The 25,682-nt window shown below is 37.2% G+C and carries 14 protein-coding genes; 6 read left to right on the top strand and 8 right to left on the bottom strand.

Going from position 1 to position 25,682, the window contains the following annotated elements:
* Nucleotide 1 precedes the first annotated feature (1 nt).
* On the bottom strand, nucleotides 2-784 hold the full coding sequence (ubiE, locus tag ACFIKG_RS02030; protein WP_375626170.1) for a bifunctional demethylmenaquinone methyltransferase/2-methoxy-6-polyprenyl-1,4-benzoquinol methylase UbiE: 783 nt from the start codon (nucleotides 782-784) through the stop codon (nucleotides 2-4).
* A gap of 118 nt (nucleotides 785-902) precedes the next feature.
* Nucleotides 903-3,335: a DNA topoisomerase (ATP-hydrolyzing) subunit B gene (gene gyrB, locus ACFIKG_RS02025; protein ID WP_375651655.1), complete on the bottom strand. Its 2,433-nt coding sequence runs from the start codon at nucleotides 3,333-3,335 to the stop codon at nucleotides 903-905.
* Between the two features lie 1,337 nt (nucleotides 3,336-4,672).
* On the opposite strand from gyrB, the gene ACFIKG_RS02020 reads away from it, so the two are divergent.
* A complete protein-coding gene (locus ACFIKG_RS02020) occupies nucleotides 4,673-5,578 on the top strand; it encodes a transporter substrate-binding domain-containing protein (RefSeq protein ID WP_375626174.1) in 906 nt (301 codons plus the stop codon).
* A gap of 11 nt (nucleotides 5,579-5,589) precedes the next feature.
* Here ACFIKG_RS02020 and ACFIKG_RS02015 read toward each other — a convergent pair whose 3' ends face one another.
* Nucleotides 5,590-7,122, bottom strand: a complete 1,533-nt coding sequence (locus ACFIKG_RS02015; RefSeq protein ID WP_273722401.1) for a YifB family Mg chelatase-like AAA ATPase — start codon at nucleotides 7,120-7,122, stop codon at nucleotides 5,590-5,592.
* Between the two features lie 406 nt (nucleotides 7,123-7,528).
* Here ACFIKG_RS02015 and ACFIKG_RS02010 point away from each other — a divergent pair, with 406 nt between their 5' ends.
* A complete protein-coding gene (locus tag ACFIKG_RS02010; RefSeq protein ID WP_375651654.1) occupies nucleotides 7,529-9,493 on the top strand; it encodes an autotransporter assembly complex family protein in 1,965 nt (654 codons plus the stop codon).
* Nucleotides 9,493-14,151, top strand: a complete 4,659-nt coding sequence (locus tag ACFIKG_RS02005) for a translocation/assembly module TamB domain-containing protein (RefSeq protein WP_375651653.1) — start codon at nucleotides 9,493-9,495, stop codon at nucleotides 14,149-14,151. The genes ACFIKG_RS02010 and ACFIKG_RS02005 overlap by 1 nt, the downstream gene beginning before the upstream one ends.
* A gap of 1,563 nt (nucleotides 14,152-15,714) precedes the next feature.
* Here ACFIKG_RS02005 and ACFIKG_RS02000 read toward each other — a convergent pair.
* The 3 genes from ACFIKG_RS02000 to infC form a co-directional block, all read right to left on the bottom strand.
* The gene (locus tag ACFIKG_RS02000) at nucleotides 15,715-17,487 is read right to left on the bottom strand and encodes an ABC transporter ATP-binding protein (RefSeq protein ID WP_375626179.1); all 1,773 of its coding nucleotides are present in this window, start codon (nucleotides 17,485-17,487) and stop codon (nucleotides 15,715-15,717) included.
* Nucleotides 17,488-17,551: 64 nt separating this feature from the next.
* Nucleotides 17,552-17,737, bottom strand: coding sequence for a hypothetical protein (locus ACFIKG_RS01995; protein ID WP_375649439.1), 186 nt, complete (start codon nucleotides 17,735-17,737; stop codon nucleotides 17,552-17,554).
* Nucleotides 17,738-18,096: 359 nt separating this feature from the next.
* Complete coding sequence (infC, locus tag ACFIKG_RS01990; protein WP_026500140.1) at nucleotides 18,097-18,615, bottom strand: translation initiation factor IF-3; 519 nt, start codon at nucleotides 18,613-18,615, stop codon at nucleotides 18,097-18,099.
* Between the two features lie 195 nt (nucleotides 18,616-18,810).
* Here infC and ACFIKG_RS01985 point away from each other — a divergent pair, with 195 nt between their 5' ends.
* The 3 genes from ACFIKG_RS01985 (at nucleotide 18,811) to dapE (ending at nucleotide 21,766) form a co-directional block, all read left to right on the top strand.
* The gene (locus ACFIKG_RS01985) at nucleotides 18,811-19,638 is read left to right on the top strand and encodes an alpha/beta hydrolase (protein ID WP_375651652.1); all 828 of its coding nucleotides are present in this window, start codon (nucleotides 18,811-18,813) and stop codon (nucleotides 19,636-19,638) included.
* Nucleotides 19,625-20,386, top strand: coding sequence for a M48 family metallopeptidase (locus ACFIKG_RS01980; RefSeq protein WP_375625480.1), 762 nt, complete (start codon nucleotides 19,625-19,627; stop codon nucleotides 20,384-20,386). The genes ACFIKG_RS01985 and ACFIKG_RS01980 overlap by 14 nt, the downstream gene beginning before the upstream one ends.
* Nucleotides 20,387-20,593: 207 nt before the next feature.
* Entirely contained in the window at nucleotides 20,594-21,766 is a 1,173-nt protein-coding gene (gene dapE / locus ACFIKG_RS01975) for a succinyl-diaminopimelate desuccinylase (protein ID WP_375651651.1), read from the top strand.
* Between the two features lie 1,621 nt (nucleotides 21,767-23,387).
* Here dapE and hemW read toward each other — a convergent pair.
* Both hemW and rdgB read right to left on the bottom strand, forming a co-directional pair.
* The gene (hemW, locus tag ACFIKG_RS01970; protein WP_375651650.1) at nucleotides 23,388-24,587 is read right to left on the bottom strand and encodes a radical SAM family heme chaperone HemW; all 1,200 of its coding nucleotides are present in this window, start codon (nucleotides 24,585-24,587) and stop codon (nucleotides 23,388-23,390) included.
* Nucleotides 24,584-25,231, bottom strand: a complete 648-nt coding sequence (gene rdgB / locus ACFIKG_RS01965; RefSeq protein ID WP_375625477.1) for an RdgB/HAM1 family non-canonical purine NTP pyrophosphatase — start codon at nucleotides 25,229-25,231, stop codon at nucleotides 24,584-24,586. The genes hemW and rdgB overlap by 4 nt, the downstream gene beginning before the upstream one ends.
* Nucleotides 25,232-25,682 lie beyond the last annotated feature (451 nt).

Below are 25,682 nucleotides of genomic sequence, written 5' to 3'. Positions count from 1 at the left end.
TTTAAATTTTCCAACCTGAATGCAGTGCTGCAATCGCACCGGTGAGATTACGGTACGATACCCGCGAAAATCCCGCATGCTTGATCATATGGGCAAAATCATCTTGCTTAGGAAATTTGCGGATAGATTCAACCAAATAACGATAAGCATCACCATCATTTGCAATAAATTGACCCAGCTTAGGGATAGCATGGAAAGACCAAAGATCATAAATTTTATCGAGCCAAGGCATCTCGACATTTGAAAATTCTAAACATAAAAAACGTCCACCGAGCTTTAAAACACGAAAAGCTTCTCTAAGAGCTTGATCAATATGAGGAACATTGCGAATTCCAAAAGCAATAGTGTAAGCGTCAAAGCTTTGATCTTCAAAAGGTAGATTTTCTGCATTGGCTTCAACAAAATCAATCAGAGGAGCAAGACCATTTTTTTGTGCGCGTTTTTTGCCAACGTTGAGCATTGAGCCATTAATATCAAGCACTGTAGCATGGGCTTTTTGGCGTGAAGCATTAAGAATACGAAAAGCAATATCACCTGTACCACCAGCGACATCAAGAACTTTCCAATGAGAAAGTGCTGGTGGGGAAAGCCAAGAAATCATGGAATTTTTCCACACACGGTGTAGCCCTAAGGATAAGATATCATTCATCTTGTCATAATTTTCAGCAACAGAATGAAACACACCATCCACCATGGATTGTTTTTGTGTTTCATCTACTCTTGTAAAACCAAAAGAGTGCTCCATGCCACCCTTGGCTCCTACACGTTCTGTTTCAACTGCCATGTGTATGACCTTCCTTATTTTTCTTTTATCGTAAATGAAATAAAGAGGGAATGTTCAAATACGAAAAAACAACGTATAAAACTGCGACATTTACACAGCTAAAAACAGAAGAGTACCTTTAGATATCAAGATTGGCAACGCTTAAGGCATTGTCTTGAATAAAAATACGTCTAGGTTCAACTTCATCACCCATGAGACGAGAAAAGAGTGAATCTGCATCGGTTGCATCATTAATTTTTACTTGCAAAAGAGAACGTGCATTAGGATCAAGCGTTGTTTCCCAAAGCTGTTCAGCATTCATTTCCCCAAGGCCTTTATAACGTTGAAGAGTAACACCTTTTTTACCATTTGTAAAAATGCTTTCTAAAAGGCTCATAGGACCAAAAATACGCTCTGTTTTATCTTTGCGACGTAAAAGAACAGGAGGATGATATATGTCGATAAAATTTTGAGAAATGCGATCAATTTGGCGTGCGTCAGTTGAATTTATAAGTCCCACATCAAGCGTAACAACATCTTTAACACCACGCAAAATACGCTCAAAACATAAGTTTCCATCTGCTGTATATTGTCCACTCCAACCTTGTTCCATATCATCAGCAATCAGATTAAGGCGGTGTGCTATAGTATCTGCTATTTTTTGCGCTTTTTCTTGTGTTGCAAAGACTTCAAGATTAAAAGCGCCAACAATTGCTGCTTGTTCAACAATATTACGATCATAACGGGTATGAAGACCATCTAAAAGTTGACGTAATATACGAGCATCTTTAGCGAGTTGATACAAATCAACCCCTGCACGAACTTCTCCCGTTGAAAGCTCAAGCGTTGTTTCTTCTAATCCAGTATCGATCAAGAATTCTTCAAATGCTGCTTCATTTTTAATATATTGGGAAGATTTTCCACGCGATACTTTATAAAGAGGAGGCTGAGCAATATAAAGATGTCCACGTTCAATCAACTCGGGCATTTGTCTAAAAAAGAAAGTGAGCAGCAAAGTTCGAATATGGGCTCCATCAACGTCCGCATCTGTCATGATAATAATCTTATGATAACGTAACTTATCCGGTGAAAATTCATCTTTACCGATAGACGTTCCAAGAGCTGTAATAAGTGTTCCAATCATATCAGATGAGAGCATGCGGTCGAAACGCGCTCGTTCAACATTGAGAATTTTACCACGAAGGGGTAAAATTGCTTGATTTTGACGTGAGCGCCCACTTTTTGCTGAACCGCCAGCCGAATCCCCCTCGACAATAAAGATTTCTGATTTTGCAGGATCACGTTCTTGGCAATCGGCAAGCTTTCCTGGCAGAGAAGTGATATCAAGCGCCCCTTTTCGTCTTGTGAGCTCACGTGCTTTACGTGCTGCTTCACGTGCTGTTGCAGCTTCTACCACTTTACTAATAAGAAGTTTTGCTTCATGAGGATGTTCTTCCAGCCACACTGAAAGACCTTCATTGACCAAACTTTCAACAATAGGGCGCACTTCAGAAGAGACTAACTTATCCTTTGTTTGTGAAGAAAATTTTGGATCAGGAACTTTGACAGAAAGAATAGCTGTTAATCCTTCACGGCAGTCATCACCGGTTAAGTTCACTTTTTCTTTTTTAGCAATACCTGAAGATTCAGCATAGCCATTAATTTGACGCGTAAGGGCACTTCTAAAACCTATCAAATGAGTTCCACCGTCACGCTGAGGAATATTATTGGTAAAACACAAGACTTTCTCATGATAAGAATCATTCCACCATAGGGCAACATCAACGCTCATACCATCCTTTTCACTTGCAATGTAAATAGGATTATCAAGCAGGGCTTTTTTTGATTGATCAATATATTTGACAAACTCCGTTAATCCACCTTCATAATGTAATTCAACTGATTTAGTATCAGCATGACGCTCGTCAACAAGGAGAATATAAACCCCAGAATTTAGAAAGGCCAATTCCCGTAAACGGCGCTCCAAAGTTTCAAAATCAAACTCAACCATAGTAAAAGTTTCAGAACTTGGTAAAAATCTGATTTCTGTTCCACTTTCTTTATCGCAATCGCCAATAATTTTTAATGGAGCATCAGCCACTCCGTGGGTAAATGATATTTCATGAATTTTACCATTCCGTCTGATTTGCAATTTAAGCCAAACGGATAATGCATTCACAACTGAGACGCCAACACCGTGTAATCCACCTGAAACTTTATAAGAATTTTGATCAAACTTTCCGCCGGCATGAAGCTGTGTCATAATAACTTCAGCTGCAGAAACACCCTCTGTTGGGTGGATATCTGTTGGAATCCCACGTCCATTATCACGAACAGAACAAGAACCATCAGCATGGAGTGTGACGTTTACAAGAGTAGCATGACCAGCTAAAGCTTCATCGATAGCATTGTCTACAACTTCATAGACCATATGGTGTAAACCTGATCCATCATCAGTATCACCAATATACATACCAGGACGTTTGCGTACAGCATCAAGACCTTTGAGGACTTTGATAGAAGAAGCGCCATAATCATCACTTTGTGCCGCTGAGGTTATTTCATCACTCATAAGTTAGTCCATTCCTGTGTTCAATTTACAATATTCTATCTGCTTTTTTAAAGCTTAATGTTCTGATCAGTTATTTATGGAATAACCACATTAAACATTTACCGTATATCAGAACTAGATTCAATATCTGTCGATATATAATGAAGAGAATGATGAAATGAGATTGTACTGTTATGTCGTAAAACTCCGTCATTTAGGGCGGTGATATAAGGAAAGTAAGCACTACCTTGATACATTAAGTATTTTTAAAGTGCGTGGTGAATATTCGGAGCAGGGTTTATTTGTATAATCTTTAGTTAAATGAAGCGCATGAGTGGATAGCCCCGAGGAATTAGTCGAGAGAAGCAGGATTGTCTAGACGTCAACGCTAATAGGAATCCTTTTCCTTTGAGAGTGGGGATGAGGTCAATTAAGCTTTACAATAATGATGCTATTTATTTTGTTTATTTTTGCATATGCGTGATGTTTCAAAATTAGTTATACATTTTTGTGTTAAACTAACAAAGGTCTTACTTGTTTTATCCATAAATCAATTTTCAATTCTAATGCTGCCGTATATTTAAAACAAAGGTTACGAGCTCTCTAAGCAGCTCAAATTTTTGTATATTAGATTGAGGCGAAAATATTGGGTATATTAGTTTGTGTTATCTTTAAAATGTGGAAAATATAAAGGCGTAAATGTAAAAGCACGTTTCCACTATCGTTCTTTTATTCAGTTTTACAACTTTTAAAAACGTTTACGGCGATGTTTTTAAAGAATGGGGGTGATGACGCATTGTCTTACGCTTTTGTTTTTCTCATTTCTGTAATGGAGGTTACGTCCCTTATTTAAAACAAAGCCCCATTGCACTGTTATTCACGCGCTTTTTTAAGAAACATCTCTCAATGTTCCTAAACTCATTTTACAACGATGTTTGAATAGTATAACGCAAAATACCCTGTGAATACTACAAGATTCATGTCCCTCATTTTGCCCATATTGACAATAAGGCGCAAACCAGCATCATCATTTTATTTTCCGGTTCTTAAATGTTGATGCAACCTTAATGTTGAGAAAACCCTCGGCATTTGAAGGGTATTTTTACTCTTTTCTTTAATAGTGTCTATATACTCCCTCTGGTTGTGATACGCAAGAAAATGGTTTTGATAAAATGGAGTGTGCCACTAAAGTATGTACAGCTTATTTCTTATATTTAAAAAATCAAATCGCCTTTCTCTCAAATTACTTTTTATAAATAGCAAGAATTTTATTTATTAAACGCCAGATATTTTGGTGAAGTGCGTTAGATAATAATTGAGAAGGGTTGCATCTTAGCTTTAAAAATGGGGGAGAGATTTTGAAAATAAAAAAATCTATATATATAAAACATCTTCAATTGCGTTTATGGTACTTTTTATTCAATAATCCATACAATATTTTTATTCGTATTTTATTTGTAGCAGGGGGGGTTCTATTTTCCTCTTACGGAGAAGCTGAAAGGTTGCCTTCTTTTTTTGATTCGCATGAACATTTGGTACAACCTGATACGACGGATATTCTTCGTTTGCGTTTTGTAACAACTTTTGATTTTCCTCCTTTTAATTTCCTTGATCAAACGGGGCATCTTGCAGGTTATAATATCGATTTATTGCGCGCTATTTGCTCAAAATTAAAATTAGAGAAGCTTTGTGAAGTAGAAGTAATTCCTTGGAAAGAGCTTGTAGAATATGTTAAAAATGGTGGTGCAGAAGTCATTATTGCGGGTTTAAAAGAAACAAGTAAAACCCAGCAAGATCTTGTTTTTACAAAGTCATATTTGCGCTTTCCAGCGCGATTTGTTGCTTCTCGACTTTTAGATCTCGATGAGCCAATAAGCGATCAATTGGTGCATTTAACCAGTGGTGTTTTGTCTAAAAGTATTCACGAAAAGCTCTTTCATCATTATTTTCCTAAAGCAAAATGGCAAGAATTTAAAAAGAGAGAAGAGCTCTATAAAGCATTACAGGAGCGTAAAATTGACCTTATTTTTGATGATGGATTTGCTTTATCGTTATGGTTCAAAAAACAAAAATCTGTTGATTGCTGTCATTTTGTTGGGGGGGCATATATGGCGCCACAGTTATTGGGACAAGGAATGCAGCTTGCTGTTGGAAAAAAGAATGAAAAATTGGTTGATATACTCAATTATGCGCTGAAATCTCTAGAAGAGGATGGTAAACTTACAGAACTTTATTTGCGGTATTTTCCAATAAGTTTTTATTGATGAATAGTTTTTTAATTAAGAGCTGTTAATCTTTCTGTGCCTAGTCGATAGGAAATAGCTTCTGCGAGATGATAGCGTGAAAGATTATCTGATTCGTCAAGATCAGCAATTGTGCGTGCAACTTTGAGAATGCGATGATAAGCGCGTGCAGAGAGGTGCATTTTTTCACTCACATCTCGTAAGAGTGTGGTCGCACTTTTATCAGGAATGGCAATCTGTTCTATAATTTTGGCAGGGCAATCGCCATTGGTGCGAATATGATCAAACCCCATTGTTGCAAAACGTTTAGCTTGAATGGTACGGCATCGTGCGACGCGTTTGGCAACATCGCAGCTTTTTTCTGATTGTTCTGGTTGCATAAGGTCCATAGCTGTCAAAGCAGGGACATCAATCCGTAAATCAATTCGGTCAAGCAGAGGACCAGAAATACGGGACTGATAATCGATTTGGCAGCGTATTCCTTTAGCGCAAACATGGTCTTTTTCGCCTGCCATACCACAACGGCAAGGATTCATTGCGGCAATGAGTTGGAAGCGAGCAGGATAGCTAATATGGTGATTAGCGCGGGCGATAACCGATTCCCCACTTTCTAAGGGTTGACGAAGAGAATCAAGAACCTGCGGAGAAAATTCAGGCAATTCATCAAGAAATAACACACCATTATGGGCAAGGGAGACCTCTCCCGGTCGTCCTTTAAGTCCCCCACCAATCATTGCGGCCATGGAAGCAGAATGATGTGGGGAACGAAAGGGGCAATGAAGTGAAATGGTATTATGAACCGCTTCTCCTGTAATAGAAGCAATCAGAGAGACATCTAAAAGCTCACGGCTATCAAGAGGTGGCAAAATGGAAGGTAAGCGTTGCGCTAACATAGATTTCCCAGCACCAGGAGGTCCTACAAACAAGAGGTTATGGCGTCCAGCAGCACAAACTTCTAAGGCACGTTTGGCTGTTTTCTGTCCTTTGATTTCGCAAAGATCTGGAAGTTCAGTTTCGATAGTATATTGGCGCGGTTGTGGACGTTTTTGAATTTGGGTTCCTTTGAAATGGTTGACTATAGTGAGCAGAGTCTCTGGGGCAAGAATATTTATTTCTGCATTTGCCCAAGCAGCTTCAGGTCCACATTGGAAAGGACAAATCAGTCCTTTATCGAGTGATAAAGCTGTCATGGCAGCTGGTAAAACACCATTAACAGCGGTAAGTGAACCATCCAGTGATAATTCTCCTAAAATGATATAGTCTTGTGCTACTTCGGGAGGGAGGATTCCCATAGCAAGCATTAAGCCTACGGCGATTGGCAAATCATAATGCGAGCCCTCTTTAGGCAAATCAGCTGGTGCAAGATTAATCGTAATCCGTTTAGTAGGCATAGAAAGTCCACAAGCGTGGAGGGCTGCTTGTACACGTTCACGGCTTTCTGCAACTGCTTTATCAGCTAATCCAACAATAGCCATTCCTATTTTACCAGATGAAATCATAACCTGTACATCCACAGGGACTGCTTCTAGACCGCGAAAAGCGACAGTTGTAACACGTGCGATCATTTGTTTATTTCCCCCTTTAGACTTTGTAGAGACAATCATATCTATGCATAAAAATCAAGAAGCATCTCTATGGTTTTTTTTATAGAGAGATCTATATACGTAGGCAGTTTTTTAGCGTTCTCATGGAAAGTCATTTGTACAAATTTAACCATGATAGTATGGAACGCAATAAAACGTTTATAATAAGCTAAATAAATATGTTAAGGAAAAAGAATGAGGCTGTTCGTGTTATGCAACAGTGCAGAATTTTATGAAAATATAAGGGGAGGGTGACGTTATGTATCGCAGAATGTTATTTGATGTGATAAAACGTGTAAAATGTGCAAAGTAATTATATTTACCTTTCCCATTTTTATATTATTTAAAGTGTAGTAGATGCAAAGTGTATTATAAGGTATCTGATTTTATGGTATACCAGGCAAGAATTTTGTTAAAATCAGGGACTGTGCGCTGTGTATTTATAGGCTTGTGTTTCGCTTTTGCTTTTCCACAGCCACTTGCTGCATTTGATTTTTTCGGCATACCTTTTTTTGGTCAAAAGAAAACAAATTCTCCTTCAAATTATGCCAAAAGTACAGAGAGATTTTATAAAGTTGATGTTGTTGCTCCGCCAGGCGCGCCATTAGAAGGTATAAAAATAGTTAAATCTGTTTCTTCTCTTGTTGCTGATAAAGAGAAAGCGTCCGCCAGTTCTTCTGGTTTGCTAGCCAAGGCGCGTTCAGATTATCGAGCAATTCTTTCTGCTCTTTATGCTGATGGACGCTACGGTGGTGTTATTAGTATTAAAATTAATGGCTTAGAAGTCGCTGATTTAAGTCCGGTAACTCAACTTCCAGCACAATCCAATATTGTTATTACAATTAATGCCGGTCCACAATATGTTTTTAGTATTGCAGATATTGATAAAGTAGCTCCGTTTGAAAAACGTAAAGCGCATAAAATGCCCACAATTGAAGAATTGGGCTATAAAGTTGGGGCTATTGCTAAATCTGAAACCATTTTGAAAGCAGAAAAATGGGCGATAGAAGGATGGCGTCAACAAGGTTATGCCAAAGCTAAAATTATGAAAAGTGAGGTCGTGGCTGATCATGCTGCGTTGCGTGTTGAAGGACGGATTGTTGTTGATCTTGGACAAAAGGCTCATTATGGTCCTTTAAGTGTGCGTAATATAAGTAATAAACCACGTGTAGATTCAGCTTATATCGCATGGATGACCGGATTGAAGCAAGGTCAGAAATACGATTCCGATGCGTTAGCGAAGGCAAATGAACGTCTTGCGCGCCTTGGTGTTTTTCGTGCTATCAATATACGTGAGGCTGATACCATTAATCTAGATGGCAGTTTACCGCTTTCACTTGTTGTACAAGAACGTAAACCGCGTCGTTTTGGTGTAGGCGGTAGCTATTCAACATTAGATGGTGCTGGTTTTGAAGCTTATTGGATGCATAACAATCTTTTTGGTCATGCAGAGGTTCTTAAAATTGAAACAAAAATAAGTGGTGTTGGTAGCAATAAAAAGCAATCGTATAATTTTAAAAATTTTGATTATCTTTTCGGTGGTACGTTTATAAAGCCTGGTGTACTCACGCCAGATACAGATCTCAGATCAGAATTAAAAATACAACAAGATGTTCTAGAAAATTATACGACAAAGGCCATCAAAGGAAGATTAGGGATTACACATATTTTCAATGGTAATCTATCGGGACAGGCTGCTGTAGAAGTTTCAAATGGTTATTCACGTGATATTTATTTTGGGAGCCGTAATTTTACAACAATAGGTTTCCCTAGCGGTTTGATTTACGATAGTCGTAATAATAAGCTTAATGCAACAAAAGGTTTATATGGTGAAGTTTTCATTGAGCCTTTTTATGAGATGCGTTTTAGCAACTTTGTTGCAAAAGTAACAGCAGAAGGTCGTTCTTATTGGGCGTTGGATGAAGGGAATCGTTTTGTTTTTGCTACGCGGGCAAAGCTTGGTACAATTCTTGGGAATGATACAGCACAAATCCCCGCGAATACGCTTTTTTTTGCTGGTGGTGGGGGCTCTGTTCGTGGTTATGCTTACCATAATATTGGTATCAAAACAGAAAATGATGCGGTTGTTGGTGGACGGGCAGTTGTTGAGGGATCGGCAGAATTGCGTGTTTCTTTAAATGATAAAATAGGGTTTGTCGGTTTTCTTGATGGAGGTGCCGTAGGGGAAAAGGCGAATTTTGATTTTTCTCAAAAAATTAAATGGGGAGCCGGTATAGGAGGTCGTTATATGACGGGTCTTGGTCCTTTACGCGTTGATTTAGCCTTTCCTTTAAAGAGAGAGAAGGGTGATCCTCGCATTGGTTTTTATGTGGGTATAGGGCAAGCATTTTAATGAAAAAAGGTGTACATTTATCAGCTTTCTTCTTTGTATTTTTGTTTTTTGGGGTGGGTGGTTTTGTTTTTGCGCAAAGAGGAGATACTCTTCCCTCTAGCGAAATGAAAACAGATGATCGCTCATGGTTTGTTTCTTTAATTGAACGAAAGCTTTCAACGCCCAATCGTCAAGTTCGTTTACATAATATACAAGGGACACTGTCTTCTCAAACATCAATTGATGCTATTACTGTCAGTGATAAAAAAGGGGTTTGGCTTAAAATTACCAATGCTAAAATGGATTGGAATCGTCTAGCGTTGCTGAGAGGGCGGATGGACATTAACCAGCTTTCGGCAGAACAGGTTACATTTTTACGCAAACCGCAAGGCAATTCTTCTTTTGTTTCTTCCCTTGGGACGGGCAAGTTCTCTTTACCAAAATTGCCGCTTGCTCTTTCTATCAATACGCTTATAGCTCAACATGTGACATTTGAACAGAATCTTTTTGGTTTTTCTGCTGATATGTCATTAAAAGGTAATCTCACTTTGGCTAGTGGTAATTTTGATGTCGATATAGCGGCGCATCGTTTAGATGCACCAGGTTCTTTTTCTGTTGTCACCAAGATATCTGATAGTAATCGTACAGCTCAAATTGATATTTCTGCTAACGAACCACAAAATGGTATTTTGGCGAATATTTTTAACATTGAACAACGTCCAGCATTAAATCTCGTCGTGAAAGGTGATGGTACTTTTGATGATTTGGTTATCAAACTTTCTTTAGAGTCCGATCATCATTCTATTTTAGATGGTAATGTTATTCTTGCAAGTGTTCCAGAAGGACACAGTTTTTCTACGAAACTAGAGGGAACACTGAGCCCTTTAATACCTTCTCAATATCGTAGTCTCTTCGAATCTGATATAACATTAAAAGCAAAGACAAGAAGAACAAAAGAAGGTGTGACACACCTTGATCAGATGGTTATTCAGAGCAAAGCAATGAATGTTATAGCCAATGCTGAAATAACCGCTGATGGATTTTTGCGGCGGCTTTTTGTTGATGGTAAAATGGCTCTTGATAACGAACAGGAGTCTATTCATTTACCTGTATCGGAAGTATCAAAACCTGCGAATACTCTTGCTTTGAACATTGACTATGGTCGCGAAGGGCAACAATCTTGGAATGGGCGGTTGGTTGTAGGTCATTTAAGCAATAAAAATATTTATATTCGCGATGCAATTTTTGATATGGGAGGAGTAAGCGAAAATCTTGATAATGCAGCTTCTCGTCATGTTGGTGTTCAGGTTAAAGGAACGCTTCAAGGGGTTAAAAAAATTAAGGGAACGTTAGTAGAAAATTTAAGCCAAGCGGTTCATGTGCATTTAGATACGGATATTGTTTCGAATAAACCAATTTTGATTCATGATCTGAGTGTTACGGCTCAGGGTTTTTCTTCTTGGTTAAAAGGGACAATGGAGGGTTTTGTTTTTAAAGGCGATCTCGGTTTAAAAGCTCAAACATTAACTCCTTTGGAAGTGTTCAGTAAACAATCACTTTCTGGTAGTGCAGATATTAAAGCCAAAGGAACGATCAATTTATTGAGTGGCATTTTTGATCTCCAATTATCAGGAATGGCTGACGATATGAAAATAGGCGTGCAGTCTTTTGATCGTTTATTCAAAGGAAACATCACTCTTTCAGGTGGTGCTACTCGAAATACGAAGGGTTTCATTTTTCGTCATTTTAATTTGAAAAATCAATATACAAACATAAAGGCTAATGGTTATTTTTCAGATGAAAGCGCTAAAATGGATCTATCTGCTGAAATATCTGATTTGTCCAAATTAGATCCAAAGATAAGCGGTGCGCTTACGATTGAAAGTACGGCGAGAGGGCGCAATAGCCATATAAAACTAAATACACGTGCTCATATTGCTGAAGCATTAATCGTAGGGAAGAAACTTCAAAACACAACATTTAACATAGATGCACTTATAGATAATACAGCACCAGTTACTGCTTTAACGGGGGTGGTAAAAGGTGAAGGGATTTTTGCTAAGAAACCTTTGCATTTATCGGCCTCTTTTAAAGATTCTCATAAAATTCGAAAACTTGAAAATATCGATATTAGAGGGGGAAGTGCAAAAATAACGGGTGCTCTTTCTCAACAACTTGGGGGGTTTTTGAAAGGAGCGTTGCATATTGATGCCGATGATATTTCTGTACTTTCAGCGTTATTTTTGCAGGATGGTAGTGGAAAAGTAAAAGGAGATTTTATTTTTGATGAACAAAATGGCAGACAAAAAACCAATGTGAAGGCGCATGTTAGCCATTTGAATTTTTCCAAGAATAAAATAAAAAAATTGGCAATAGATGCTGACATATTCGATCCTTTTGGCATGACACAGTTTGAAGGAGTTATCAATGCAGAACATATTCAAACACCTTTGATAATGGTCAATCGTTTAAATGCTCACGCCGATAGAAATAATGGACAAACGGTTTTTACTGTCCAAGCGATGTTGCATGATACTCTCAATGCACAGCTTTCTGGTCGTTTAATGGTTGAGGAACTTCCAGACAGTATAAAACGAGAAGTGCAAATTGAAACTGTGGATCTAAAACAACACATTTTTCATGCAACATTGCTGAAACCATCCATAATTGCTTTTGATAAAGATGGAATGACAATCAATGAATTAGGAATTGCAATAAATGGAGGCAACATCATCTTAGCAGGGAATATTCAAGATACCCTGAATTTGCAACTTACAATGAATGCGCTTCCTGCTACTTTAGTCAATCTGTGGAAAGCCGATCTTGGAGCAGCAGGGAGTGTAACAGGGCATGTTATGATTCGTGGTCATTTAAAAAAACCTGATATAACGTACGATATAAAAGGTGAGGGACTGACAACCGTTGCTTTTCAAGATAAAAAAATTATGCCTTTTTCTCTTTCTGCTACGGGAAACACTGTAGATCAAAATCTTACTTTAAATGCAAATTTAACAGGAGAAGGAGTACAAGCAGAAGCTCAGGGGCATGTATCTCTAGAGAAAAATACGCTTGATCTTCATATTAATTTGCAAAATTTATCTGCACGTTTGGCGAATGGTTTTATTGCAGGACAAGCGCTTGATGGGACACTGATAGGCAAAATTGATATTGGTGGAATAATGAAGGATCCATCTGCTCATTTTGAGCTTTCTAGTCAAAATTTAACCGCTATGACGCATAAAGGACCAATGTCAATCAATATAAATGCTCGTGGTTCTTATAAAAAATCGACATTTCATATTGAAAATATGATAGCTACTGGAGATAAAGGATTAGATCTTTCCGTCCATGGGCCTGTATCTCTTAATGGTTCAGAGGCAAAATTAAACGTTAAAGGGATAATGCCTCTTGATTTTGTTAATCTCTTATTAGCTAAGCGTGGTGCACATATAACGGGTACAGCAAGAATTGATACAGTTCTTAATGGAACGTTATCAAAGCCACAATTGATAGGAAATATTTCTATAGGCGACGGTAGCTTTTTTGATTCACAAACAAATGTAGGATTGAATAATATAACGCTTGAAGGCAAATTAAATGGTGATCATATCCTTATAGAGAAAGCTTCAGCTTCTTCGTTTGAGGGGGGGAGAATTTCTGCTTCAGGTCGTATCTCTAATGGTCTAGAGACAGATTTGATATTTCATCTTGATAATGCCAATTATAATGATGGTTCTATGATTCTGGCAACATTGTCAGGTGAGATGACAATGAAAGGTCATTTTTTAAATGATCTTGTTGTTGGTGGTGATATCATCGTTGAAAAAGCTGAAGTTTTTGTTCCTGATCATTTTAAAAGTGCTAAGTTTCTTGATATTAGAAATAAGAATTTAACTAAATCGATTCAAACAACACTTGAACGTGCTGATGTTAAGAAAACGAACAAAAGCAAAAGCCGTATAGTTACACAAGAATCTTCATCTGTCGTGTTATCAAATATGAGTATTACAGCACGCAATCAATTTTTTGTACGCGGAAAAGGCTTAGATGCTGAACTTGGAGGACGCATTAATCTAGCAGGCCCATTGAATGATGTGCATCCAGTTGGTGAATTTAGAATGATTCGTGGACGTTTTGATATTCTTTCGCAACGTCTTAATTTTGATCAAGGGCAAGCGAGTTTTAGCGGTAATCTTAATCCTACGGTTTATTTTGTAACCAACAATAACAGTGGTGATATTCGCGTCACTGTAACGGTAAGTGGGACGATTGATAATCTTGATATTAATTTTTCTTCACAACCGAATTTGCCTCAGGATGAGATTTTGGCGCGTTTGATTTTTAATCGCTCTCTTAATGAATTATCACCATTTCAGATTGCTCAACTTGCAGCAGCAGCGGCTGATCTTGCAGGTGCTTCTAATACATCTTTGTTGAATACTTTACGAACTAAAATTGGGCTTGATGATCTTGATGTTATCGTTAATGAGAAGGGTAATACAGGCTTACGTATTGGACGCTACATACACAATAATATTTATTTGGGCTTTGAAGCAGGGTCCGATGGAACGACGAAAGGAACAATTAATTTAGATATTTCGCGTCATCTCAAAGCTAAAGGTGCCATAGGAAATGAACAAAATTCTAGCATTGGTCTCTTTTATGAAAGAGATTATTAAAGATTGAATTTAAAAAATAAATTCTTTGTCTTTTGTCTCTCATTTCTAAATCTGAGGAAGGATACATAGACTAGAAATCCTATAAAAGAAGAAGATTTTTTGAGGCGTGAAGAAATATATCTGAAATATTCGATTTTTGTTTATTGTGTTTTTGAATGAGATCACTTTTCTTATAATGAATAGCCCCCCAAACAGAACACTCCAAAATATAACACTATTGTGTTGCAAATTCATGTGCTTGTTTTAAAGAAACATTTCTCAATGTGGCTTGAGCCTATTTCATAAGATTGCTTGTGAAATGATATAAAGTACCTCTTATGAATGGTATAAAATCCATACTACCATTGTTAATAAAGGTATAAGTATTTATTAAAGATATAAGCCGGCATTATCATTCTATTTTCCAGCTTCTCATGTTGCCGACAATCTTTTCACTTGAAAATGTAGAGGTATTTTTATTGCTTATCTTAAGAGTTTTTATGCATACACCAATATCTCTTATGACGTACAACAAGTGCTTTTGATTAATTCATCATAAATATAGAGAAAATTTACAATAAGCAAATTACATTTTATCTTTTATTTAAGATGTAAAGTAATAAATTATGATTATAAATCAAAGTATTAAAATGCAGGTCAAAAGATATTTTTTGTAAAAATGTTTATCAGAGTTATATGCCGTATTTTTCTATTTAGGCGGTTAAAAGAAAGAGGAATGTCATTTTACTTTTCATCTGTTTTTTTTCATATTGAAATCATAGCCTTATATAAGCACTAACGTTGTGCATTTATAAACTCTTCAAGAAGTTAAGGTATTGGAGGAATATCACTTTAGTTTCGGATGTAGAAAAAACAGCAAAGCTTGCTTTAAAGCAATCTACAACAGTAAAAAAGTTTTATAATAAATCTTCTCTTATTTTTTAATGTTTTTCTTTTACGCTGAGTGTATCTATAATTTGCAGCACAATTTATAATTGTGAGCCTATCCTGCTGTACCATAAAAGACTGACATTTGAGGTTTGGTGATATAAGGCATGTAAGTCTTTTTGACAAAGTATTTTGAAAGCACAGGGTGAATATTTAGGGTAAGTCTTGTATAAGTGAATCACATGATTTGTTATCAAGTGGAACGAACTCAATAAAAATCTGGATTGTTTACAGATCAGATTGGGTAGAATCTTTGTCCTTTAAGGTGTGTGGAGAAAAAATTGTTAGTGCAGGGATAAACACGGATAAAGGTAGTATTAATCCAGATTCATCATCATAATCCGCGGCAATTTTTTCAGACCTTGATGCTCTCTCTTTTAGGATTCAAAACATTTATGAATGTTTCAACACTTATTTGAGGAAGGAAAGGGGTTTTTGAAGTTTCACTGTTAAAGTCAATTGCATTCAACAAAATAGCGAGTAAAGTTTTCATCTAAATCCAAGAAGTTTATTTTCAATAAACCATAAATTCTTTGCCAATTCTTGATTGAAGTAATACTTTTTTTGGTAACAAGCCTTTTTTATAAATGGAGCATTACCTTCTATCCATTTTTATTTCAAATCTTATTTAAGGATCTAGAAATTAGGAGGTATGTCTTTGAACTGGATATTATGAATTTTTTTATAAAACCCATGTTCTTTTGCTAGCAATTCTTTCTGAGTACCTTGTTCAATCAGTTGTCCATTTTGTATGACCACAATTTTATGAGCACGAGCAATCGTTGAAAGGCGATGAGCAATAATGATCGTTGTGCGTCCTTTGGTAAGGTGGTGAATGGCTTCATTAATTTGTGCTTCGGTGTGTGAATCAAGCGCACTCGTTGCTTCATCAAGAATCAGAATTTCGCTATCGTGAATCATTGCTCTAGCGATAGCGAGCCGTTGTTTTTGCCCCCCTGAAAGGTTACAGCCATTATCACCTATCTGTGTATCATAACCATTTGGCAAACTCATAATAAAGTCATGAGCATTTGCTGCTTTTGCTGCTTCGATAATTTCGTCATCACTAGCCCCTTCTTTTCCAAGTCCGATATTATATTTAACAGTTCCTTGAAAGAGAAAAGTATCCTGTCCTACATAGGCCATCAGGTTTCTCAGAGAGCGAAATGTTGTGTAGCGAATATCTTGATCATTAATCAATATGCGTCCTTTTGTGGGGTCATAGAGGCGCATAATAAGGTTGATAAGGGTTGACTTTCCCGAACCGGATGGTCCCACCAATGCTGTCATTTTTCCGGCTTCTATTTCTAGGTTGATATCTTTCAATATCATTTTGTTATTAGTGTATGCAAAAGAAACATGTTCGAAACGAATAGTTCCCTGCTTTTTACTCAGATCTTTAGCTTCTTTATGTTCTATAACTGTAAGGGGACAATCGAGTATTTCAAACATTGTACGGATATTGACCAAGCCAGATTCAATTTTGACACGTACATTTGCTAGTCTTTTTGCGGGTTCATAAGTTAAAAGTAAAGCAACAATAAAGGACATAAATTCACCTTGAACACCTGCGCGTTGGGTTGCAAGATAACCGGAAAAACAAATAATACCTGCAATGGCAACACCCGTGAGTGTTTCCATAATCGGATTGGTAATAGCTTCGAGTGTGGCAATATTGTTTGTTTGTTTTTCAACATCACAAATGGCTTTGTCCATCCGTTTTTTCATGACCTCTTCTAGTGAAAAGGCCTTGATGATTCGAATACCAACAGCCGTTTCCTGTACGATTTTAATAATTTCACCAAGTGAAAGGAGCTCTTTTTCCATCAGGCGGCGAACGCGTTTTAAAGCCATTCGAACGCCTAAAAAAGCTAGTGGTCCTACGATTAAAGTAATGGAGATTAACACAAAGTTTTGAATGAACATGACAAGCAACAGACCACTAACGGAAAGCAAATCACGTACAAAAGTTGTGATAATAGTATCAATTATATTACGTACAGCTGTCGCATTATGAGTTACACGAACAAGAAGATCAGATGAAGTGTTATTATGATAAAAAGAGACTCCTTGTTCCATAAGTCGTGCAAAAATTTTACGCTGTTGTTCCGCAATGATACTATTGCCTGCTTTGTTTAGAAAGTAAGTTTGGGAAAAAGTTGCGACTCCTTTGAGAATAAAGATAAAAGCAATGAAGCTAGAAATCAAAACAATCATAGGAAAATTTTGTGCATCAATAATCTGATTAACAACATCACGCATAATCCATGCACTGGTTGCTGTGGTACAAGAAATGATGATCATTGAGAAAATCGCAGCACTGTACCAACGCATATGTTTACGAAAATTTTCTCGCAAAAGGCGGATAATAAGATGTTTATCAAAAGAGGAAATTTGTTTTTTAGCCATGAAATGCTTCTATATTCTCTCATTATTTTATGCAAGATTGAAACATTCTTAATTAAAAAGCCCCTTAATCTTTTTTACAAAAATAGCCTTTTCTTTCAAGGTTCATCATATCAATTTCACGACGGTGAGAGTGAAAAATGTAGTGCAAAGTTTCTGTGAAAGGTATAACGAAAATTTGTTGTTCATCATTATTTTTAATTTTCAATAAAAGGTAACGGCGAGTTTCACCATTGTATTTACCAATTTCCATATTGTGATAGCCTTTGGCACTTGAAATAGCTCACAAAAAATATTTCGCTTTTTAATAATTTTTATGTATCATTTCCGTTTGTGATGTGTAAGCAAAAATTTTTGCCGCATTACATGATAAGAGAGCTTGAAATAAGAACACCTTACGATGTTTGAGCTTTTTCATTTAATATGCAAAATAACGAATTCTTCTTATAAATCGATAAAGCATTATTAAACTCTTAAAAGGATTTATACACATTTATAAAACCTTAGAAGCACCACAAAAACTCTATGTGGTGCTTCTAAATAATACCATACGCATCATTTTGATGAGTTGCACGCTGATGAGTTGCATGCAAATATTATTCCAATGCAAAACTATTTAGGTGCTATCACCATCATCATTTGCCGGCCTTCAAGCTTTGGCTCCAATTCAATTTTGGCAATTTCACTTGTATCTTCTTTCACACGCTGAAGAAGCTTTAATCCAAGATCTTGGTGAGCCATCTCACGACCACGAAAACGCAAAGTAATCTTTACTTTATCACCATGATCAATAAAGCGATGAACAGCCTTGAGTTTGACTCCATAATCATGGACATCAACATTTGGGCGCATCTTAATCTCTTTGATTTCGATGACTTTTTGCTTCTTACGTGTTTCAGCAGCTTTTTTTTGGGTTTGATATTTTAATTTGCCCAAATCGATGATTTTACATACGGGTGGCTCCGCATTTGGTACAATTTCAACCAAATCAAGCCCCGCATCTGCAGCCATAGCAAGAGCTTCTTGTATCGCAACAACTCCCTGATGTTGCCCCTCATCATTGATAAGCTGAACATGAGGTACTCGGATATCCTGATTTGAACGTGGTCCGTCTTTTTGGGTAGGTGTCATTTTAAACGGTTTACGAATGGTTTATGCTCCTTAATTTTGATTCAACTACAGTTAATTTAATATACAATTATGCGCCTAAAAACAACTATAATTCGCGCCTTTTTCATTATTTGATTTATTACTTTTTGAAATGATTTAGATTATAAAAGTTTTTCTTTTAATTTAAAGAAATCGTTTTATGGAGGATAAAGAATTATGGATCAAAATATTCCTTGTCAGTTTTTTTCGTTTGAGAACACCGCACTTGCAGTACGCTATCGCAAGGGGCGCCAATCTCCAGGTTTGGTTTGGCTTCATGGCTATCTATCCGATATGTCAGGGGATAAGGCGATGTTGGTTGATAGTTTTGCTCAGAAGAATGATTTGTCTTGTTTACGTTTTGATTACTCTGGACATGGAGAATCAGGTGGTGATTTTTTTCAAGGAACGATTTCACGCTGGGTTAAAGAAAGTTTAGCGGTTTTTGAAACTTATTGTGAGGGTCCACAAATTTTGATTGGCACCTCTATGGGCGGGTGGATTGCGCTCAAGCTTGCTATGATGTTAGCACAGAAAAATAAGAAGCTTGCTGGCATGATCTTGATTGCGCCAGCTCCTGATTTTACACAAACATTGATAGAATCAGGGTTGGGTCGAAAGGGGTGGAAAATTTTAGAAGAAACAGAGCATATTGAACGATCTGCGATTAGTTATACGGAGCCGGTTCCCTTTACAAAAGTATTTATTGAAGATGGCAGAGACAACTGCGTCATGAAGGGATGTATAGATGTTGGATGTCCAATCCATATTCTACAAGGGATGGAAGATGTGGAGATACCCTATCAGCATACTATGACTTTACTTGATCATTTGCCTCTCCATGATGTAACATTGACACTCGTTCGTGATGCTGATCATCGCTTTTCTCGTCCGCAAGATTTGGATTGCCTCGAAACGGTATTGAGGTCATTGATTGACCGGATTAATGCGGGAGAAGGGGGCAAATTCATTGATGATGAAGATATAATGTATGAGCATTTCTAAACAGCATTTTATTTTTTCTGATCGCTCTGTACCTGTACAGGTGCGGGAAAATAAGTGCGCGCGCCGTCTTACCTTACGTATTGATGCGAGCGGACAGAGGATTTGTGTAACAACACCACCAGCGATAAGTCTCTGTACGATTCAAAGTTTTATTGAAAAGCATCGGTCTTGGATTGAGGCGCGTCTTGCTCGTGTACAAATCTCTCATGAAAATGCTTATCTCAAAGAGGGGGCAACGATTCCTTTGTTGGGTGTTTGCCATTCCATAAAGCATAGAGAAGGACGTGGGGTAACGGAAATTATTGCAGGAGATGCAGAACAAGAACCTCAAATTATCGTTTATGGTCAATTAGAATACCTTCCAAGACGCATTGCTGACGTTTTGAAAAAACAAGCAGCACGTATTATAACACCTTTGGTGGCACATTATGCCCATAAAGTAGAGCGTAAAGTCAAATCAATTTGTTATAAAGATACGAGAAGTCGTTGGGGGTCTTGTTCAATAGATAAGCGTCTTTCTTTTTCTTGGCGCCTTGTTATGGCACCAAAAGAAGTTGTGGAATATGTTGTTGCTCATGAGGTTGCTCATCTTGTTGAAATGAATCACGGTCCAAGATTTTGGGCTCTTTGTGAAGAACTATGTCCTGATAGTAAAACGTATCGTGCTTGGTTGAAGGAAAATGCTCATAGATTGCAAGCAATTAATTTTGATTCATATAATTTAGAGGCGTCAAAAACTTTCAAATGAAGGCAATATTTAACGGAACTTTTTGTTGAGTGTTTTGTTGTGTGTGTACTTGCTCATGCATAATGAGGAAGCCATTGAAGCTCTCAGCACGATTGTTTTCCCCTGCTTGGTTTGCTGAGTGTCTTCAATGTTTTTGCTTTATCTTTTTTGTAATTCAGCGTAATAACCTTAAGTTGCTATGACTTATAAAAAATGGGAAGGGACCTTATGCCTGTTCTTACAGATCCGCTTCAGCTATTACAGAGACTTATCCGTTGTCCTTCTGTTACACCTCATGAAGCAGGGGCTTTATCAACTTTGGAACAATTTTTGAAAAAAATGGGATTTCATGTCGAGCGCCCTATTTTTACGGATAAAAATACAGATAATGTTGAAAATCTTTATGCCAAAATGGGAAACGAAGGACCCCATCTTATGTTTGCGGGTCATACAGATGTTGTACCACCAGGTGCATTGGATGAATGGACCTATTCACCTTTTGAAGCTGTCATAGATCAGGGAAAATTATATGGGCGGGGTGCTGTTGATATGAAGGGCGGAATCGCTTGTTTTATTGCGGCGCTAGCGCGAGTTCTTGAGAAACGTACCATTAAAGGAATGGTAAGTTTTTTGATTACCGGTGATGAAGAGGGACCTGCTGTTAATGGTACTATAAAACTTCTCAAATGGGCGGAAAAAAAGGGCGAAAAATGGACTGCGGCTCTTGTGGGAGAACCAACAAGTGTAAAGACTGTTGGGGATGTCATCAAAATTGGTCGCCGCGGATCGATTTCTGGTATCATTACCGTGAAAGGTCGCCAAGGTCATGTTGCTTTTCCAGAGCGGGCTGCTAATCCCTTGCCTTTGGCAAATAAGCTTATTCAGGCATTGACACAAACTGCTTTAGATAAAGGGACAGAGAATTTTCAACCCAGTAATTTGGAGCTAACAAGCATCGATACCGGTAATTCAACAGTCAATATTATCCCAGCGCAGACAACAGTTCGTTTTAATATACGCTACAATGATCTTTGGACAAAAGAAACACTGGTGGAAGAAATTGAAAAGCGTCTTGCTTTGGTGCAATCAAAAAACAATAGTGATCAATATCCCTCTTATCAGCTTGAATGGATTCCAAGTTTAGGGGATGTTTTTTTGACCAAAAATGATAAACTCATTCAAACTTTATCCAATGCTATTAAAAGTGTAACAGGGAATATACCAGAATGCTCCACTTCAGGTGGGAGTTCGGATGCGCGATTTATTAAGGATTATTGCCCAGTGGTTGAATTTGGCTTACCAGGGCAAACGATGCATATGGTAGATGAGTGTGTAGCCCTTGATGCGGTGGAAGCTCTTACTACTATTTATGAGCGTTTTATTGTTGATTTTTTTGCATGAAGAAATGATTGCTGGTTCAAAAATACCTTTATCTTGTTGTTCCATAAGATATTGCCATTTGAGGTGTGGTGATATGAGACTCGTAAGACTTAATATATTAAGTGGTTTTAGAGTAAGTGGTGAATCTTCTTAAATTGGGCTTCTTGCCTGTAGCGTCTTTAGTTAAGTGAATTACATAATTTGAAAGCCAAGAGGGAGCTGCTTTAAGAAGCAGAACTGTTTACAGACTATATTGGATTAAAAATATTTGTTTTTTAAAGTTTGGAAAGGAAGTTAATACGCAATCATAATGGAAAACAATGAATATTATATCATAATTGTGTGATGACCGGTTGAAGCCATAAAGACACACAAAAACATGCTGCTATTGTAAAAAATTCATACAACATAAATGCGCTCATTCATAGCTCGTGTCTTAATATGGTTTCTGCACTCTCATAAAAGGTACCTCTTATTTCAATTAGCCTCTCTTAGAGTAAAGTCCATAGGAAACGCGTTTTAAGTTTGTTTGACTTCATATATTTTGCCCTGCCTTTTTGTTCCCAAGAACTTCTGTTGCAAAATCATTACGAGATAGAAGGTGAGCTCATTTAATCAGCTTTAATATTGGTTATGATAAAGATACACAGAAATTCTTTTGTAGCATCACGTTGACTTCTTTAGCCTAGTATTTTTCTCAATTTTTTAATAAAATAACCTTAAAGGACGCGTACAGACACTCATAAGCATGTATGCATACAAATAAAATCATATGGGATTAATGTCGTTTCGCTCGCTAACAAAATAATCTCGATTCATATCTGATATATTTGCCATTTGAGTGCATTATTTGTTTTAATAAAACTCATGATTTTGCTGTGACTTATAGATCAATACCAATCATACAGCCGCGTATCTCAAATAAATATTGGTTCAGTATTTTTTTGCGACAACAGCTTTTATATACCAGAATAGGATAAAAGTATTGTGTATATCTATTTTTTTGTAATCTCTGAAACAGACATACAACCACAACCTGATTGAGGGAAAATATAAAGGTATAAAGGTGAAAATCAGTGTGCTTTTTTACTCTCCTTTTTTATTCGGTTTTACGGTTTTCAAAATTATCTAGAGTAATACCTTTTTAAATAATTAGAGATTGATACATGGTTTCATGCTCATTTCTCTGGTTCTTTAAATGGTGCCACGATTTCATAAAAAACAATACATTATCGTATTATGCATTCACATACTTGTTTTAAAGAAATTTTCTCAATATTTGTCACATTCGTGCCATTACGGTGTTTGTGAATAGTGTAATATAAAATTTTCCGTGAAGTGTATAAAGTCTACAGTGCCCACCATCTTTACGTTTATGAAAAAAAAGTTAGACCACCACACACTTTCTAGCTCAAAATATTGCGATAGCTTTTAGCACTTAAGGGTGTTCATAAGAGTTATTTTTACTTCTTTTTATAGCTTTTTTATCCATACGTTTCTCTACTTTTAAGGTGTAAGCAAATGGTGGTAACTAATTTACTGTAAATAGTTTTGAAATGAGAGTATCTCACGATACTCTAATCTCGCCTTTTCTGTGAAAAATGATGATTATGATTAAAATAAGTATGTTGTTATAAAAACTTTAGTTTGCGAGTTGGCTGATGATGTGATCAAGAACAATACGTCCTTTGGTTGTCGCTTTTAAGCGTTGGTTATCCACCATTTCTATCAATTCTTGGTGTTGTAAATCGATCAGTTTTTCCATTGGGATGCGTTTAGGGCTTAAGGTTTCATAGCGTATAAGTTCTAAGCCTTCGCTAAGGCGTAATCCCATAAGGAGCATTTCATTTGCCTGTTGTTCAGTGGTTAAATGTTCCGTTTCAATACAGCCATGTCCTGTTGTTTCTACCAAATTAAGCCACTGTTCAGGATGCTTTTCATTTATTGTGACATAACGTTCGCGGTTTTCAAGGTGTGATGACAATGTTTTTGAACAGGCAGAGGAATGATTCGGTGCGTGCTCAATGAAACGTCCATGTGCTCCTGGACCAAAGCCTGCATATTGGTGATAACGCCAGTAAAGAAGATTGTGTGCTGATTCAGCACCGGGTATTGCGTGGTTTGAGATTTCATAGGCAGGAAGACCATGCAATGCTGTTATTTCTTGGGTAAGATTATACAGATCTGCTGCTAGCTCTGATGGGGGAAGGATAAGTCTTCCTGCATCATGAAGCCGTTTAAAGGCAGTTCCTTCTTCGATTGTCAATTGATAAAGAGAAAGATGGTCCGCTGCCAAATCAATTGCTTGTACAAGTTCAGATTTCCATTGTTCAAGGGTTTGTTCGGGGCGGGCATAAATGAGATCAAAGGATAAACGTGGAAAAATTTGCCGTGCTAAATCAATGGCACAAAGAGCTTGTTCCACATTATGGAGTCGACCAAGTTTGCGCAATGCTTTATCATTGAGCGCTTGTATCCCTAGAGATAAGCGATTAACACCTGCCGCACGGTATCCACGAAAGCGTTCTGCCTCCACACTGGATGGATTAGCTTCTAATGTAATTTCAACTTTATCATCAACTACCCATTTTTTTGCAAGTGCTTGCAATAGGGCATCGACAGTTTGCGGCTCCATAAGAGAAGGAGTTCCTCCACCAATAAAAATACTTGTAATATGGCGTGGGCCTATTTTGTGATATTGCGTTTCTATTTCGCGCTTAAAGGCGGTGACAAAACGTGGTTGATCAACACCATGGATGCGAACATGCGAATTAAAGTCACAATAAGGACATTTAGCTGCACAAAAGGGCCAATGAATGTAAATGCCAAAAGGTTCATTCATGAGAATGCTAAAAGGTTTTCTGCCAAAAGTTTGAAAGCACGTGCGCGATGTGAAAGAGGCGGAATATCATTACGTTTCCAGTTGTGTTTTTGCTCTGTTGACATTTCTCCAAAGGTATTTTCATATCCATCTGGTAAAAAAATAGGATCAAAACCAAAGCCTTTGTCTCCCCGTGGAGGCCAAATGAACGTTCCTTCAACGCATCCGCGGAAGTAATCTGCATGAGCATCAGGCCATGCAATGCAAATGACGGATATAAAACGGCATTTTCGTTGGCTTTTTTCTCGCGCTCCAACTTTTTGGAGTTCATTTTCTATTTTTTCCATAGCTTTGGGAAAATTACGTGTACCATCAGCTTGAATTGCCCAATCAGCGGTATAAACGCCTGGTGCACCCTCTAATGCATCTACCTCTAAGCCTGAATCATCAGAGAGGGCAGGAAGTCCTGTCTTTTTTGCTGCTGAAAAAGCTTTAATATAAGCGTTTTCTTCAAATGTTTTTCCCGTTTCTTTTGGTTCTGGCAAGCCCAGTTCTTTTGCCGATTGTATTATTAAACCGAAAGGCTTAGTTAAAGTAGTGATTTCATGCAATTTGCCGGTGTTATGTGTAGCAATGACAAGTTTTTTATCTGCTATGCTTCTCATATAGATTTCTCCAAAAATGAAAGGGGAATTGTTTTTGTGCTAAAAACCGGCTTAAATGCTCATACACACACATTCTGCTTGATTTTACATAATATGATTATTTTACACGTTTTATGATATTTTATTCCAATAAAATTTTTTATCTTGTATGAAGATAACCTTGCAAAGATATGAAAGACATGTCTTTTTCTTATGATAGCATTTTTATGGTAAATTTCCAATTTCTTGTTTGCTCTAAAGGGTGAAATTTTCTATTTACAGCGGTTTTTGAACAATCCAGATTCTCTTGGTCAAATTATCTTGGCAAGTTCCTACAGCAGACCACTTTACAGATCAACTCTTAATCTTAAATATTTCTCACACACTCTAACAAAAAATACCTCCTGCGTAATTTATCAATCATCACTCTGAAGCTAGCATTTTACGGGTCAATAGGATAATATGTTTTTAT

Source organism: Bartonella sp. LB28NMGDW (genome assembly GCF_042194435.1).
In the GTDB taxonomy this organism is placed as follows: Bacteria; Pseudomonadota; Alphaproteobacteria; order Rhizobiales; family Rhizobiaceae; genus Bartonella; species Bartonella grahamii.
This window is presented reverse-complemented; position numbering and strand designations above follow the sequence as displayed.